Below are 13862 nucleotides of genomic sequence, written 5' to 3' on the forward strand. Positions count from 1 at the left end.
GTCGCTCATGTGACGAAGAACAGCGCCGGGTCGCATCCGGCCGGGGTGTACTCGGCCAGCCGGGTGCGGAGATTGTCCTCCCGCTGCGGCTGGAACAGGTGGTGCAGCGCGCCGGGTTCCGAGCCGTTGTCGCCCCCGCGGCGGATCGCCTCGGCGCAGTCGTCGGCGAGCCGGACATAGTCGGGGGAGCCGTACCGGGTGCCGGCGAAGCGCAGTTCCCGGGCACCGGAGTGGTCGGGTTCGCAGTGGAAGCGCGGCGGCGTCCACCTGGCCCTGGACGGCAGCCAGCAGAACCGTACGGAGCCCTGGTCGCGCCGTTCGATCCGAACCTCGCCGGACAGCAGGCAGTTCTCCAGCAGGTCCACGGCCCGGGCGCGCACGGCGCCGACGACGGTGCTGCGGCGGGCGGTGAGGAGGACGTCGGCGGGGCCGCCGTCGGGGTCGCCGAGCGCCGTCGCCTCGCTGAGCGTCGCGTCCAGCACGCTGTCGTACACCTCCATCCGGCGCGGCTCCCGTGCGCCGTCGTGGGCGGCCACCGTCACCGGGCCGAGGACGCTGTGGCGGATCTCGGTGCGGACCGGGCAGTCGGCGGCGATGTCCAGACTCGGCGCCCCGGGCGCCAGGGGCGTGCCCCGGGACTCCAGTTCCCAGCCCGGCACGAACGTGCAGTGCCGGACGACGAGGCGGCCCACTCCGCCCCGCACCCGCACCCCACCGCCGGTCACCAGCAGCCCGTCGAGGACGAGCGACGTCGCCTCGCCGCGGGACCCGGCCGGGCCGCCGCTGACCGTCAGCGCGCGGCCTTCGCCGTGCCGCCCGGTCAGCCGGACGACCGGGCGGACGCCGTCCGCGGCGCGCACGGTGAGCCGGTCCCCCGGGTCGAGGCGGATGTCGGTCAGGTCCTCGTACACCTCGTTGGCGGTGATCTCCACGATCGCCTCCGCCTTGAGCTCGTGCGCCCGCTTCTCCGCCCGCCAGCGGCCGATCGCGTCGGCGATGCTGTGGTGGGCCTCGTCAGGACCCACCCGGTAGCGGTCCTCGGCGCCGTTGGTCGCGGGCTCGGGGCGGGGGTACTCGCCGCCGCCGAGGTCTCCGGAGAACGCGTGGTGGTACGTCACCCGTACGCCGTGCGCGGGGGCGGTGCCCGGCGGGAGCATCAGCCGGCCGAGGACCGGGTCGACGGCGACCTCCTCGCCGGCGGGGCGATGGCGCCAGTGGGAGAGGTCCGCGACGACGATCCGGTCCAGACCCACCACGTCCCCCCGCTCGTCGGGTCCGGTCCACACGCACAGGCTCTTGCCCGGCCCGTAGTAGTCGTACAGCCGGTCCGTCAGTGCCCTGCGGCCGATGGGCTCCGGGACGTTCGACTCGTCCGCGATGTGGAAGCTCGACGGCTCGGGCACCGGCGCGGTGAACAGCGGCGTGTCGACGGCGAGCACGTTGAACGTGTAGCAGGCCCGCTCGCGGTCCAGACAGTACGCGGGAGCCCGGGTCACCGCGTATGTGCGCAGCCGCCACAGGTGCAGGCCGACGGACTGGACGCCGTACCGGCCGGCCCGGCGGGCCGAGCCCGCGCGCGGCACCTCCACGGTGCGGGCCAGGGTGTCGAACGGCCCGCCCAGCCGGTCCAGCGCCCCCGCGTCCCGTACGTCGACCAGGGCGCCCCGCGCCAGTCTGCGGTCCGCGTCGGCGCCGTCGGCGGTGTAGCGGCGCACGGGCTGGGTGACGCAGAGCAGCCGCCGGTACTCCACCACCCGGGCGGGCCACCCGGCCACCGCCGACGCGAGGTCCTCCAGCAGCGCCAGGGTGCCCTTGCGGCGCCGATTGACGACGGTGTCGGCGACGTCCCGGCGGGCCACGGCGGCGGCCGGCAGGCCGCTCGCCCGGAGGGTGTCGTCGGACAGGGCGGCCGCGATCTGGGGCAGGATCTCGTAGCCGACGAGGTCACCGAGGTAGGGCGTCACCCAGTCCTCGCAGGTCTCGATGAACCAGTTGTCGTACAGGCGCTCGATGTCCTCCTGGACGACCGTCACCTGTTCGGCGACGATCGTCAGCAGCGCCCGCAGCGGGCCGCCCTGCTCCGCGTCGCGTCCGCGCACCACGGCCGGCAGCAGCGCGTACAGCTCGTCCGGGGTCATGGAATCCTCCGCAGGATCAAGGAGCCGGGCACGGCCGGGTCCAGCAGCACCAGTTGGGCGGGGCGCAGCACCAGCCGCGGCGGGGCCGTAGGAGCGGGCGCGGCCGGGGAGCTCCCACGGGGGAGCAGGACCGTGGGGGCCTGCGCCGCGTCGACGACGTCGCCCGGGTCCACCGGCGTGCCTCCCGCGCCTGCGCCCGCGCCGGCGCCGGACTGCGAGCGCTCGCGCACCGCGCGCGGACCGGCCGGCAGGGCCGGGACGAAGGCGGCGACCGTGGGGTGCCGCGCGAACCGGACGACGTCCGCCGGGTCGGAGCCCTCCGGAAACCCTCCGAAGGCGTCCAGGTCCACGAAGTCCACGCCGGGCACCGCCTGCGCGGTCGCCACGACCGCGCTGTCGTACACCGGATGGCCCAGAAACGCCCCGCCGGAGCCCAACCGGGCGACCAGCGCCTCACGCACCCGCTGCTCGACCTTCTCCGGGAGATGACCGGCGGCCGTACGGACGCCGAGCACCACCACCAGCCGGACCCGTTCACAGGGCTCCACCCGCACCGGCAGCGCCGGGTCGCCGTACCGGCGCAGCGCCGAGCGCAACGCGCCCAGCAGCGGGGAGGAGGCGTCCAGCGGGGCGTCGTCCGCGGCGACGACGGTGACGTGCACGACCGGCCGGCCGTCGTCCACGCAGCGGTGGGCCACCGCCTGACCCACCCCCGCGAAGGCACGGGCGAAGGACTGGTAGTCGACCGTCGACACCAGACGGTCGAACGCGGCCAGCCGCAACGGGATCGCCTGCCGCATCCGCGCCCGGCCGTCGGCGTCCGCCCCGCCCGTCGCCGGCAGCGGGTTGGTGACCGCGCTGACCCCGAACGGCCTGCTCACCAGCTGGTTGATCCGCCCGGCGGCGACATTGCCCGCACGGCCGCCGCCGACGCGGTAGCGGGCGGTGACGTTCTCCGTCCCGGTCGGCGGACGCGCGCCGTGCCGGCCGTCGCCGAACTCCACCGCCGCCCTGCCGTCGGCGCCCGCGCGCAGCCGGAACACCTGGTCGGCCGGCCCCTCCTCGCCCAGGTCCGCGGTCCGCCGCCACGCCACGTCGTCGACCCGGACGGTGAGGTCCTCCTCACCGCCGTCGGCGTTCACCGACGGCAGCCACACCAGCGGGCCGCGCCGCAGCGAGAACACCTGCCCCGCCCGGCCGGCGTCGCCGCTGCCGAGCACCTCGGTGACGGTCTCGCCCGCGGTCGCCGTGACGACGTTGCCGTGCACGAGGACGCTGTCGCGCCGGTAGCGGTGCGCGAGCGGCGAGGTCAGCAGCAGCGTCGTGCGGACCCGGTCGTCGAACGAGGTCCCGTCGAAGGCATGGCGTACGCCCGCCAGGACGGCGAGCTCCGCGCCCGCCACCCCCGGCCCGCCGTCGGGCACCACGTCCGTGCGCTGCCCCGAGACGACGATCGGCCTGCCGGCGGTCAGCCCCTCGAACATGCCGTCCAGGGCGATGGCATGGCCCGACACGTCCGTGGGATCGGGCGGGGCGGCCAGGACGAGCGGCTCGCCCGCCGCCCACACCGTGGTGGCCCGTCGCACGGTCATGTCCTCGCAGTCCTCGGTCCACGGCTCGGCCAGCGCCAGCCGCGTCACCCGTACGGCGTCCACGTCGTTGGCGACGGACAACTGGCCGACCTCGACGACCCGGATGACCCGGGTGCGCGACCGGCCCGCCACCCGCACCGCGATCCAGCTGCCCGGCTGGATCTCCTCGTGCACCGCGTCCAGGAGCAGGACGTCGTGCGGCAGCGGGCCGCCGCCCTCCGCCCGCGGCGGCGTCGCCCCCCGCAACAGCCGCTGGACGCGGGCGTCGTCCGGGATCGAGGCGCCCAGCGGCGCGGCCGTCACCCGGAAGCGGTACACGCCCGGCGCGGTGACCGGGGGCGCGACCGTGGACAGCGCCTGGTAGAAGGACGCGCCGACGTCGGGCCGGTGCTCCGCGAGCAGGCGGGGCAACGCGTCGGATCCGGCGCCCAGGACGTCGGCGACCGCGGGCGGTGTCCGGCGCGGCGGCGCACCCCGCCCCGCACCCCCGCCCGCACCTCGGCCCAGCGCGTCCAGCAGCGGGTCCACCGCATGCTGCACCCGCCCCGCCGGGTCGGCGAGGTCCCGCAGCAGCGCCCGGCCCCCCGCCGCCGCAGCCCGCTCCGGCGCGTCCTTCAGACGGCGCACGGCGTCCTGGACGGTCTCCAGCCGTGCGGCGGCCCGCTCGGCCAGCTTGTCGGCGTCCAGGTCGCCGCCGACACCGGCGAGACGTTCCTTCAGCCGCCGCAGCCTGCGGTCGAGGCGGGCCGCGAAGGTGTCCGGGTCACGCAGCTCCTCCGCACGCTGCCGCACGTCGCGCAGCAACGTCAGCAGCTCCTCGAACGGGCCCTCGGCGCGCGCCCGGCGCGCCGCGTCCTCCATGTCCTCCCGCAGCGCGTCCACCGCCTGGTCCAGCTGCCGTGGCGGGTCCGGCACCCGCAGCACCACGGTGGTCCGCCCCCGCGCCGGATCGGGTTCCGCGCCCTCCACCACCCGCGTGAGGTTCAGCCGGGCGTCGGGGTAGACGAACAGCAGCCGGTCACCGGGGCGCAGGGCGGCCTGGACCCCGTCGACGTCGAGGGACGGGACACGGGTCGCGACGGCGGGCGTGAGGGCGGGCGGCCAGGTGGCGCGCACCGGCAGCCGGTTCCACTCCGCCCGCGCGGTGAGGTCCTCGGCGGTCTCGAAGACCACCGGAAGCGCGCCGGGCTCGGGCTCGCTCTTGACCTGCGACCCGGTCGGCACGACACACGACGCGCCCGGATCCAGCGTGTAGGCGAGATGGGCGGCGGCCGCGAGCGCCGGGCGCGGCCGGTGTCCGACCAGCCGCCCGAGCCGTACCAGCGACTCGTGCTCCGCCGCGGTGCGCAGGAACCCCTCGTCGGCGATCCGCTCCTGATAGAAGGTCAGCACGTCGGCGACGACGGCCCACGCGTCGAGCAGGGCGATCGACGGGTCGTCCGGCTCCCGCGTCGTCAGCGCCTCCAGGGGCGCGGGGCCCTCGCCGGTGACGGGCAGCCGGGCCAGCATCGCGTCGAGGAACTGCCGGTGGACGCCCACCCGGTAGGACAGCGCGGGCAGCCCGGGACGGTTCCACACCGGCGCCGGACCCGGTCGGCCGGCGGAGCAGTCGGTCATCGTCCACCTCGCAGCCGCAGGGTCAGCCACCCGTTCTCCTGACGGCCGACGTCGCCGTCGAGCCGGGGAACCTCCAGCGGACGCATCCGCAGTTCCCCGGACGGCGGCACGTCCGGCCCCTCCCGCTCCCCGTGGAGGCCGTGGATCCGGCGCAGCCGGGTGACCTCCGCATGCCGCACCCCGGGCACGCCCATGCACAGCGCGACCAGGGCACTGGACCGCACCGGGGTGCCGAAGGTCAGCTCCGCCGGGTCGAAGAAGCCCGGCTCGCCCCCGCCCCGGCGGCCCGGCAGGAAACGGCGCAGCAGCGCCTCGCGCACATCGGCGGTGACGTAGTGCGGGTCGACGAGCACGTCCAGGCCCACCTGGAGCGGTACCAGCAGCGCGGGCCGGGTGACGACGTCGTGCCCGATGCGCCGGTAGCGGTGCAGCCAGGCCCGCACCTCCTCCAGCAGCGCCGCCGACGGCACGGCGGCGCCGGCCGGGTCGAGGGCCACCTCGGCCTCGTACCAGCTGCCGTTCCAGCGCAGCGAGGCGGCTGCGCGCTGCACGTCGGGACGGCCCGTGGCGAGGGTCGCGTAGTCCTCGGCGGTGACCGCGCGCAGCAGCGTGCGGAAGGGGGCGCGGGGGGCGGCCAGCCGCACCTGGGCCAGGGGCTCCGGATCGGTGCCGCCGGTCACCGGCACCGGGTTGCGCACCCGTGTGACACCCTCCAGAAGCGCGGGCCCGCGGTGCGCGATCCGGTTGACGGCCTCGCTGCCCGCGTTGCCCGACCGGCCGTTGCCCACCCGGTAGAAGGCGTACATCACGGCCCCCGGGCGCGGCGCCCGGCCGCACCGGTCGTCGCCGAAGCGCAGGGCGAGGACCCCCTCGTCGTCGGTCTCGGCCACCAGGTGCCGGTCACGGGGGCCGCTCGACAGCAGGTCCCGGCGGGGGGTCCAGACCTGCCCGTTCCCCGGATGCTCCTGGAGGTACAGCGCGGGCAGCGCCTCGCGGGGATCGGGGCGCAGGGCGCTGCTCGCCGGGCCGTGCAGGGCCGGGTCGGCCGGGTCCAGCTCGGCCGCGGCCCGCTCGCCCCAGGTCTGCGCGAGCTCCCAGCGCGCGTCGGCCGCGTCGAGTACGTACCCGGCCCGGGCGCGCAGCGCGAGCGTCTCCAGGCGGCGCAGCCTGGGCTCGAAGAACTCGTCGAACAGGGAGAGGAAACGGGCGGCCGTGCCGCGGCGGTCGGCGTCGTCGGAGAGCCCGGCGAAGTCGTCGAGGAACGACGCCCCGAACAGGGCGGTCAGCAGCTCACGGTTCTCCGGGTGGAGTTCGGACACCCCGTGGTGCAGATCCCGCAGCCCCTCCCGTGCCCGGGTCGCGAAGCTCCCCAGCCGCCGTGCCTGCGCCGCGGCCAGATCGGCCGGGAGGGGGTACGGCGGGGACCAGGTGACGGGCCCGCCGCGCAGCGTCACCGGCCGTGACCGGACCGGCGAGCCACCCCCCGCCGCGGCCGCCGCCCCGGGCACCTGGACGATCTCACCGGCCTTGTCACCGGTGTTGCCACCGGCGTGGTCGGAGCCCATGTTCCCGGCCTCGTCGCAGGGGAGCCAGTCGATGCCGAGACCGTGCTCGACGAGCAGGGCGTTGCCGCGGGCCACGACGGTGGCGCCCGGACGCCCGCCGGGCTCGTCCGGGTTGCGCACGCACAGCGGGAAGGCGAGGGCGTCCTCGGCGGCCCAGGCGATCTTCACGACCGCCCTGCCGGTGTTCGCGTCGACGTCCCGCACCGCGCGGGTGAGCCGCACGGCCTGCCGGTGAGCGGGGTCGGGCGCGCTGTCGCCGGGGCCCCGCGTCTCCTCCAGGACGAGCAGGTCGCCGCTCCTCAGCTCCAGCACCCGGTGTCTGCCGTCGCCGTCGAGGAGGGCGGCCCGGGTGGTCCCGACGGGCAGCGCGAACTCGTCCTTCCCCCAGGCCCACAGCTGTACGCCGTTGTGGGCGGGAAGCAGCCGGATCCGGCGCCGCTCCAGCGGCTGGTAGGCCGGATACCGGGACGAGACGAGGGCCTCCTGCGAGATCACCGGGCTGCGCGGCCGGTCCGCCCGCTGCGGGTACTCGTCCTCGGACTGCGCCGTGAACGCCAGATCGTGGGTGTCCACGGTCAGTTCCGTGGCCGTCTCCACGCAGACGACGGTGCGGGCCGCGCAGCCGTCGTGCATCGGGTAGCCGACCAGCCGCGCATGGCGCCGCACCGAGGTGCGCAGCCGCGCGGTGTCCAGGTACGCCTCGGTGGCCACGGCGTCCTGCTGGTAGCTGAGCCGGTCCCCGACATGGGCCAGCAGCTCCACCAAAGTGATCCAGAGGTCGGGGGTGTGCCGTTCGGTCCACTGCGGCAGGGTGAGCGAGAGCCGCTCCAGGAGCAGCCGGCGGAAACTGGCGTAGTCCTTGGCCAGGTAGTCGATCGCCGGGGCGGGGCCGACGGGCGGCCCGGCCGGCTCAGCGGCCCTCGGGGTGGGGCGCGGGGGGTGGCCGGCGGTCGGGTGGAAGGTGAAGTCCGCGTGATCGTGGCCGCCGTGGAAGCCCCGCCCCAGCACCCGCAGCCGGTACGTGGAGTCGTCGCCCGGCCGGTCCAGGGTCAGCCGCAGCCGACTCTCCCCGCCGTCCTCGCGCTCCGGCCCGGAGTCGCGGCGGGCCCGCAGGACGCGGATGCCGACGACCCGCCGTCCGCCCTCGATGACGAACCGGGTGCGATCCACGCCCGGCGGGAGCACCCCGACGAAGGTGACGGTCAGCGTGCGCCGATCAGGCTCCGCACGCACCTCCCGGATACCGGCCGGCCCGTCCGCGCTCAGGCCCTCGTACGACCCGCTCAGCACCGTCATGAGGGGATTCCCCCGCCCGTGACCGTGGCGGTGAGGCTCTCGCCCGTCGCCGTCAGGACGTACGCCACATGCACCCGCAGCGTCGCCTCCTGCGGCGTCACCGTGACGGACTCCACCGTGAGCACATCGCCCAGCCAGCGCTGCAGGGCCGCCTGGGCGGTCATCTCCAGGGTCGCGGCGAGCTCGGGACTGTTCCCGGCGAAGACCAGGTCGAGGAGGTTGCAGCCGAAGTCGGGCCGGTTCACCCGTTCCCCGGGACAGGTGAAGAGGACCAGCTCCACCATGTCCCGGACATGACCGGCGTGCTCGACACGCGCCGTGCGGCCCCGGGCATCGACCCGGTAGGGGAAGTCGATGTCCATCGCGCTCACATCCCCTGCACCCGGAACTGCATGGCCAGGACCGTCGGCGGATTGGGCGGCGGTGTGCCCACGCCGATCGCCGGGGCGACCCCGACCGGCGTCGGCTGCAGCAGGACGGGCAGCCCGTTCACGAACACCCGGGTGGAGGGCTGCAGCCAGGTGATGCTCACGCACGGCGGCGCCCCCACGGTGACGGCGGGGAAGCTGCACCCGGCCACCAGGAACTGGTCGGCGCTGGTCAGCACGGGCTGCGGCCCCACCAGGACACGCTGCTGGACCGGCGCGGGGACGGTCACGAGGCCGGGCGGGTGGGCGCACATCATCAGCGCGCCGTAGTGGAGCAGCAGTCCGGGCATGATCTCCTCACAGCACCGTCAACGCGCCGTTGTTGACGATGACCTGGGGTCCGACGAGTTGGATGGTGGCGAGTCCGGGACCGCAGGAGATCTCGATCGACGTCTCGTTGATCCTGATGAACGGCCCGTTCTCACCGTGCAGTTGCAGCTTGATCCCGCCGGTGGGTCCCGGCAGGTCGCTGATCACGAGGGCGTTCCCGGTGGGCGTGGCCAGCACGATCTGCGGCACGCCCGGCGGGGTGGACCGGGCGGCCGACGGCACGTCTCCCGAACCGCCCCGCCGGAACCCGGCCCACACCGGCCGCTCGGGGTCCCCGTCCAGGAACTGCACCCACACCCCGGAGTCCGGCGGCGGCACCACGTACATCCCGCAGTCCGAACCGGCCAGCGGGGTGACCGGCACCGCCCACACCGGCGTCTCGTCGCCCAGCACCTCGGGCACCCGGACCAGGAGCCGGCCGACACCGGTCGGATCGACGGCCGAGACGACGACCCCCTCGTACATCCCGTGCCACTGGTCCACCTGTGCCGCCGTCCGCGCTGCCGTCCCTGCCGTCCCTGCCGTCGTCCGTCCTGCCGTCTGTGCTGTCGTCATGCGGTCACCGCCTCGGTGTCGGCGCCGAGCCCGTCGCGGACCAGCGTGAAGTGCTGCCTGTACGTGTCGCGGGTGAGGTCGTGGGTCACGGCGGCCACGAAGTACCGCCCGTCGTACGCCCGTCCCGCCCCGCGCACCCCCACCAGAGCGTGGGCGCCGAGGACATGGCCGTAGCGCAGCACGTCCACGGTGCCTCGGCCGGTGACGGCGTCGACGGCGACCTCGCGGCCGAGCCCCGCCAGCAGGGTCCGGGGCAGCGAGCGGCCGGTCTGCCCGGTGAGCGCCCCCTTGCGCAGCGCCTCGGCCGGGCTCGCCGACAGGCTCTTGCGCAGGATGCCGGGCTCGGGCGCGGCCGCCTCGGAGGCGGACGTCGACGGCGGCTCCAGCCGGTCGGTGCTGTAGCCGGACGTGGCCAGCCCGTCGAAGGAGAAGATGAGTTCCTCCACGTTGTCGGCCGCGCCGCAGCCCGTGGTGAGGGCCGGCTGAAGGGCTCCGTCGCGGTTCTGCGGCCCCCAGTAGGCGGTGCTGACGCCCGGCGCGGGCCCCGGTTCGAGATGGAAGACGTGCCCCACGTCCGCGGCCATCGCCCGCAGATACGCCAGATCGGTCGCCGACTGCACCGGAATGTCGATCACCGGGTTCGGCTGGTCGGTGAGGACCGGGGCCACGGCCCGCGGCACGACGCCGTACTGCGCGTACCCCGCACAGATCGCCATCGCCCGCAGCTGCGGCGGCAGCCCCGGATAGGCGCGCCGGACGTGCGTCAGGTCCATCAGCACCGTCAGGTCCTCCCCGGTGACCACGAGGAACGACGACCCCGGAGCCCGGCCCGCGTGCAGCTCCTGATGGGTCACCACCCCGTCCATCAGCACATGACACCGGCCCGCGAGGACCACGGCGACCACCACCCGCTTCTTCACGTACAGCGCTCCGCCCGGCAGCACCGCCCCGGCCAGCGGGGAGCGGGCACTGACGGCGAACGTCAGCTGAAAGCCGTTGGTCCGGCCGCTCGCCGAGGTGATCCGCACCCCGTGCAGGGCGTCGATCATCGCGGCCGGGGCCGGAGCGGGCACGGTGTCCCCGACGAGCAGCAGCAGGTGCAGCTGGTACGTCATCACACGACCGGCCCGCCGTCGCGCGCCGCCGACGCCTCGGCCGGCAGGGTGATCCGCAGCCGCCGGCCGGGCCTGGCCGTCAACTCGTCCGGACACATGGCCCGGTTGGCGTCGGCGATCCGCCACGACTGCTCGGGATCGCCGTAGCGCCGCGCCGCGATCCGGTCGAGCCGCTCGCCTGCCGCGACCACATGCTCGCCGACAACCATCAACTCCTCGGGCTGCGGCAGAAAACGCCGGCGCAGGTGAGTCACGGCCCTGCCGTCCGCGAGGGTGCGCGTCGTCGTGGGGACCGCGTGGTACCTGCTGCTGGGCTCGAACATGGCTCATCTCCTGTCATCCGCTCGCATAGCCGACCGCTCCCGGGCCGTAGCCGACGAGCGCCGCGAAACGCTCCCTGCCCTGCTGGTACTGCAGGTACAGCCCGCCGGCCTTGTGGCCGAAGCCCACGTCGTCGACGGTCAGGACACGCACCGTCAGCGTCACCCGCGCCCGGATCGGACTGAGCTCCCCGTCGTAGGCCTCCTCCGACACGTCGAGGTCCAGCATCCGCACGGGCAGGACCCGGTGCGCGCCGAGCACCAGCACGGGCAGCGGCGCCTGGACCGGCGCGATCTCCAGGATCCCCTGGGCGGCCAGGTCGTTCTGCTGCGTCAACTGCGCGGCCGTGGGAGCGACCGCCGTCTCCAGCGCGGACAGCATCCCGAACAGCCCGGAACCGGCGGGCGGCGCCGGAGCGCCCGCCGCGACCACCTGGTCCGTGGCGTCGAACTCCGCGTCGATGCGGAACGTCTCCCGGGGCGGCCCCTGCAAGCGCAGCGCCTCCAGCCGGTCACCGGCGTCGGCCCCGATGCCCCGCGGCTGGAGCGTACGGGTGATGCTGTCGGGGTTGTACTGGAACGGCACGACCCGCAGCACCCGCCCATGGTCGGGATCGAGGAAGACGAAACCGCCGCGCCGCGGCATGGCTTGGTTCATGACACACCCTCGCCTTCCGCCTCGCACATCGCCCGGTGGACGGCCCGGGCGATGTGTCGACCGAGCACGGACACGTGCGCGGATACGTGTGCGGACAGGTATGCGAGTGCCGCCCCGGTCGGACCGTGCCCGGCACGAGGCCCGCCCGCGGGGGAGAGGCCGAGCAGCACGGCGAGCTCCGTCTCCACCGCCGCGCAGAGCGCCGCCCGAGACACCCCGTCCGCCGAGTCCAGCACCAGTCGGCGGATGCGCAGTTCGACCCGGGTCGCCGTCATGTGATCACCACCGCCGTGTCGGCGTCGAACCGCTCCGCGCCCGGATCGGCCAGCGGACTGTCCACGCCGTCGACGCGCAGCCGCAGCGGATACCGCCCCGGCACTCCCGCGACCAGCCGGAACCGCAGCTTGCGCGTGGCCCGCGCGAAGGGCTCGGCGGGCACGGGCAGATCTCCCACCAGCAACTCGGCGCGCTGACCGGGCTGAACGGCGGGTTCGCAGTCGAGGGACAGCACCAAGACGCCCTTCGCCTCCTTCGCCCCCTTCCCCGTCCGCGCGACGGTCAGCGGCAGGGCGCTGGTGATGCGGGGCGCGATCCGGAGAGGGCGGGGCGCGGTGGTCCGCTCGCTGCCGTCGGGAGCGGTGAGGACGACGACCACGGACCACTGCCCCGCACCGAGCTTGCCGTCCAGGGTGACCCGCACGGCGGCGGCCCCGTCGGCACGGGCCGGCAGCACGACAGGACCCCCGAGCAACGGATGCGTCAGGCGGACGCTCACCGCTCCCGCCTCCGCCCCGCCGAACCCGCTGCCACTGAGCACGACGTCGGCGCCCGGCGCCGCGACCGGCGGCAGCACGTCCCGCAGGACCGGCCACGGCTCCGCCGCCGTCGGCGCCGCCTCAGGCCCGGCCCCGGCGGCGCCGCGCCGCAGCACCGGCAGGGGCGTCCGGCCCGGCACGGCACTGTCGATGAGCACGAGCCGGGCCTCGTACGGCACGGAGAGCCGGTAGCCGTGACCGAGCGCCGTCCACAGCCGCCACATCTCGTCCGGCGGCATGACCGCCGGCGTGACCTTCACCGGTTCGGGCTGCAGATGCAGATCGCTGAAGTCCGCGGCGGCCTTGAGCGCCTCGGCGGACAGCACGGGCCGGTCGTGCAAGGCCGCCATCGCCGCGCCGAGCAGCCGCTCGGGGAGAGTGGAGTCCTGGTCCGGGGGCGCGTACCCGGTGAACAGGTAGTGCAGGACGAGGGGCAGCGCCGGGTGCCGGGTCTCACCGGGGTGCGTTCCCAGGGGGTCGGTGTTGCGCCAGGCGGCGTCGACGGCGGTGCGGTACAGGAACACGTTGAGGGTCGGCTTCCGCGTCGGCGTCCGCGTCGGCGTCGGAGTCCGCGTCCGCCCGTCGTCCTCGTCGACGACGTCCATTCCGCCCGGATGGCGCACCGTCACCACCGCATCGGGCACCGCGCGGAGGACGGCCTCCTGCAACGCGACCCGCAAGGTCTCCGTCACCGCGGCAACGGCCAACGCGTCACTCACGACCGCCTCCCTAGGTACTCCTCGAGCGACATCCGCGACCGCCGCGGCGGAGCCGGGTCGTCCGCCACCGGCTGGGAACGCGCGGTATGGACGACGAGGCGGTCGATGGTGACGTGCAGGACGGTTTCTCTGGGCGGCGTCGCGGGGCGGTGGGGTGGGGGTGCGGCTTCCGGGGCCGGTGGCGAGGGAGGTGACGGAGGTGCGGGGGTCACGGGGGATGTGGGGGGTGTGGGACGTCGGGTGAGGTGCGCGGGCGGTGGCGGGGGTTGGGGGTGCGTGGAGGGGGTGGGGGCCGCTTGCCCTGCGGGGGGCGTCGGGGGCGTCGGGGGGGTCGGGGGTGCGGGGCGTGCGTGGTGGACGGGTGGTGGCGGGGATTCGGCGTGCGTGGAGGCGGTGGGGGCCACGTGCCGTGCGCCCGGCCTCGGGTGCGCGTGGGGAGGGGCGGGGTTGGGGGTGGGACGCTCGGGGGTGGCGGAGACGGGCCTTGCGGCGCGGACGCCGAGGTGAGGGGGCGAGTCGAGTGCCGAAGGGCTCGAAGGGGCGTCCGTGGCGGGCACGAGCGGGACGGGGCTGAGGGATGCCTCAGCGGAACCCATGCGTGAAGCGGCCTTCGGCCGGGGTGGTTCCGGGACGGGCGGAGGCGAGGGGGTCCGAGACACGGGTGGTTCGAAGGAGGCCGCAGGCGAATGGGCCTGGGAGTGGGACGGTCCGGAG

General features: G+C 75.3%; 11 protein-coding genes. All 11 read right to left on the reverse strand.

Features of this window, described 5'->3' with window-relative positions; all coding sequences use genetic code 11:
- Positions 1-5: 5 nt before the first annotated feature.
- From B5557_RS38600 to B5557_RS38650, 11 genes are read right to left on the reverse strand one after another with little or no spacing between them, the layout of a single operon-like run.
- The gene (locus B5557_RS38600) at positions 6-2138 is read right to left on the reverse strand and encodes a hypothetical protein (RefSeq protein ID WP_079663841.1); all 2133 of its coding nucleotides are present in this window, start codon (positions 2136-2138) and stop codon (positions 6-8) included.
- Complete coding sequence (locus B5557_RS38605) at positions 2135-5347, reverse strand: putative baseplate assembly protein (RefSeq protein WP_079663842.1); 3213 nt, start codon at positions 5345-5347, stop codon at positions 2135-2137. Before B5557_RS38605 ends, B5557_RS38600 begins: the two co-directional genes overlap by 4 nt.
- Entirely contained in the window at positions 5344-8208 is a 2865-nt protein-coding gene (locus B5557_RS38610; protein WP_079663843.1) for a putative baseplate assembly protein, read from the reverse strand. The genes B5557_RS38605 and B5557_RS38610 overlap by 4 nt, the downstream gene beginning before the upstream one ends.
- Positions 8205-8570 carry a GPW/gp25 family protein gene (locus tag B5557_RS38615; protein ID WP_079663844.1) on the reverse strand — a complete coding sequence of 122 codons (366 nt, stop codon included), beginning with the start codon at positions 8568-8570 and terminating at the stop codon, positions 8205-8207. Before B5557_RS38615 ends, B5557_RS38610 begins: the two co-directional genes overlap by 4 nt.
- 5 nt (positions 8571-8575) lie before the next feature.
- Positions 8576-8926, reverse strand: a complete 351-nt coding sequence (locus B5557_RS38620; protein ID WP_079663845.1) for a hypothetical protein — start codon at positions 8924-8926, stop codon at positions 8576-8578.
- Positions 8927-8933: 7 nt separating this feature from the next.
- Positions 8934-9521: a phage baseplate assembly protein V gene (locus B5557_RS38625; protein ID WP_079663846.1), complete on the reverse strand. Its 588-nt coding sequence runs from the start codon at positions 9519-9521 to the stop codon at positions 8934-8936.
- Positions 9518-10636 (reverse strand): hypothetical protein, encoded by a 1119-nt coding sequence (locus B5557_RS38630; protein ID WP_159424472.1) that lies wholly within the window; start codon positions 10634-10636, stop codon positions 9518-9520. Before B5557_RS38630 ends, B5557_RS38625 begins: the two co-directional genes overlap by 4 nt.
- Positions 10636-10959, reverse strand: a complete 324-nt coding sequence (locus B5557_RS38635) for a hypothetical protein (protein ID WP_079663848.1) — start codon at positions 10957-10959, stop codon at positions 10636-10638. Before B5557_RS38635 ends, B5557_RS38630 begins: the two co-directional genes overlap by 1 nt.
- Positions 10960-10972: 13 nt before the next feature.
- Positions 10973-11614, reverse strand: a complete 642-nt coding sequence (locus B5557_RS38640) for a hypothetical protein (RefSeq protein WP_079663849.1) — start codon at positions 11612-11614, stop codon at positions 10973-10975.
- Entirely contained in the window at positions 11611-11889 is a 279-nt protein-coding gene (locus tag B5557_RS38645; RefSeq protein WP_079663850.1) for a hypothetical protein, read from the reverse strand. Before B5557_RS38645 ends, B5557_RS38640 begins: the two co-directional genes overlap by 4 nt.
- Positions 11886-13148, reverse strand: coding sequence for a DUF4255 domain-containing protein (locus B5557_RS38650; protein ID WP_079663851.1), 1263 nt, complete (start codon positions 13146-13148; stop codon positions 11886-11888). The genes B5557_RS38645 and B5557_RS38650 overlap by 4 nt, the downstream gene beginning before the upstream one ends.
- Positions 13149-13862: the final 714 nt, after the last annotated feature.

It is taken from the genome of Streptomyces sp. 3214.6 (genome assembly GCF_900129855.1).
Classification (GTDB): domain Bacteria; phylum Actinomycetota; class Actinomycetes; order Streptomycetales; family Streptomycetaceae; genus Streptomyces; species Streptomyces soliscabiei.

Excerpts from the sequence above, each read along its gene's own strand:
- B5557_RS38615 (WP_079663844.1), bottom strand. The coding sequence starts at position 8,570 with ATGGACATCGACTTCCCCTACCGGGTCGATGCCCGGGGCCGCACGGCG.
- B5557_RS38630 (WP_159424472.1), bottom strand. The coding sequence starts at position 10,636 with ATGACGTACCAGCTGCACCTGCTGCTGCTCGTCGGGGACACCGTGCCC.
- B5557_RS38600 (WP_079663841.1), bottom strand. The coding sequence starts at position 2,138 with ATGACCCCGGACGAGCTGTACGCGCTGCTGCCGGCCGTGGTGCGCGGA.
- B5557_RS38635 (WP_079663848.1), bottom strand. The coding sequence starts at position 10,959 with ATGTTCGAGCCCAGCAGCAGGTACCACGCGGTCCCCACGACGACGCGC.
- B5557_RS38620 (WP_079663845.1), bottom strand. The coding sequence starts at position 8,926 with ATGCCCGGACTGCTGCTCCACTACGGCGCGCTGATGATGTGCGCCCAC.
- B5557_RS38605 (WP_079663842.1), bottom strand. The coding sequence starts at position 5,347 with ATGACCGACTGCTCCGCCGGCCGACCGGGTCCGGCGCCGGTGTGGAAC.
- B5557_RS38645 (WP_079663850.1), bottom strand. The coding sequence starts at position 11,889 with ATGACGGCGACCCGGGTCGAACTGCGCATCCGCCGACTGGTGCTGGAC.
- B5557_RS38625 (WP_079663846.1), bottom strand. The coding sequence starts at position 9,521 with ATGACGACAGCACAGACGGCAGGACGGACGACGGCAGGGACGGCAGGG.
- B5557_RS38640 (WP_079663849.1), bottom strand. The coding sequence starts at position 11,614 with ATGAACCAAGCCATGCCGCGGCGCGGCGGTTTCGTCTTCCTCGATCCC.
- B5557_RS38610 (WP_079663843.1), bottom strand. The coding sequence starts at position 8,208 with ATGACGGTGCTGAGCGGGTCGTACGAGGGCCTGAGCGCGGACGGGCCG.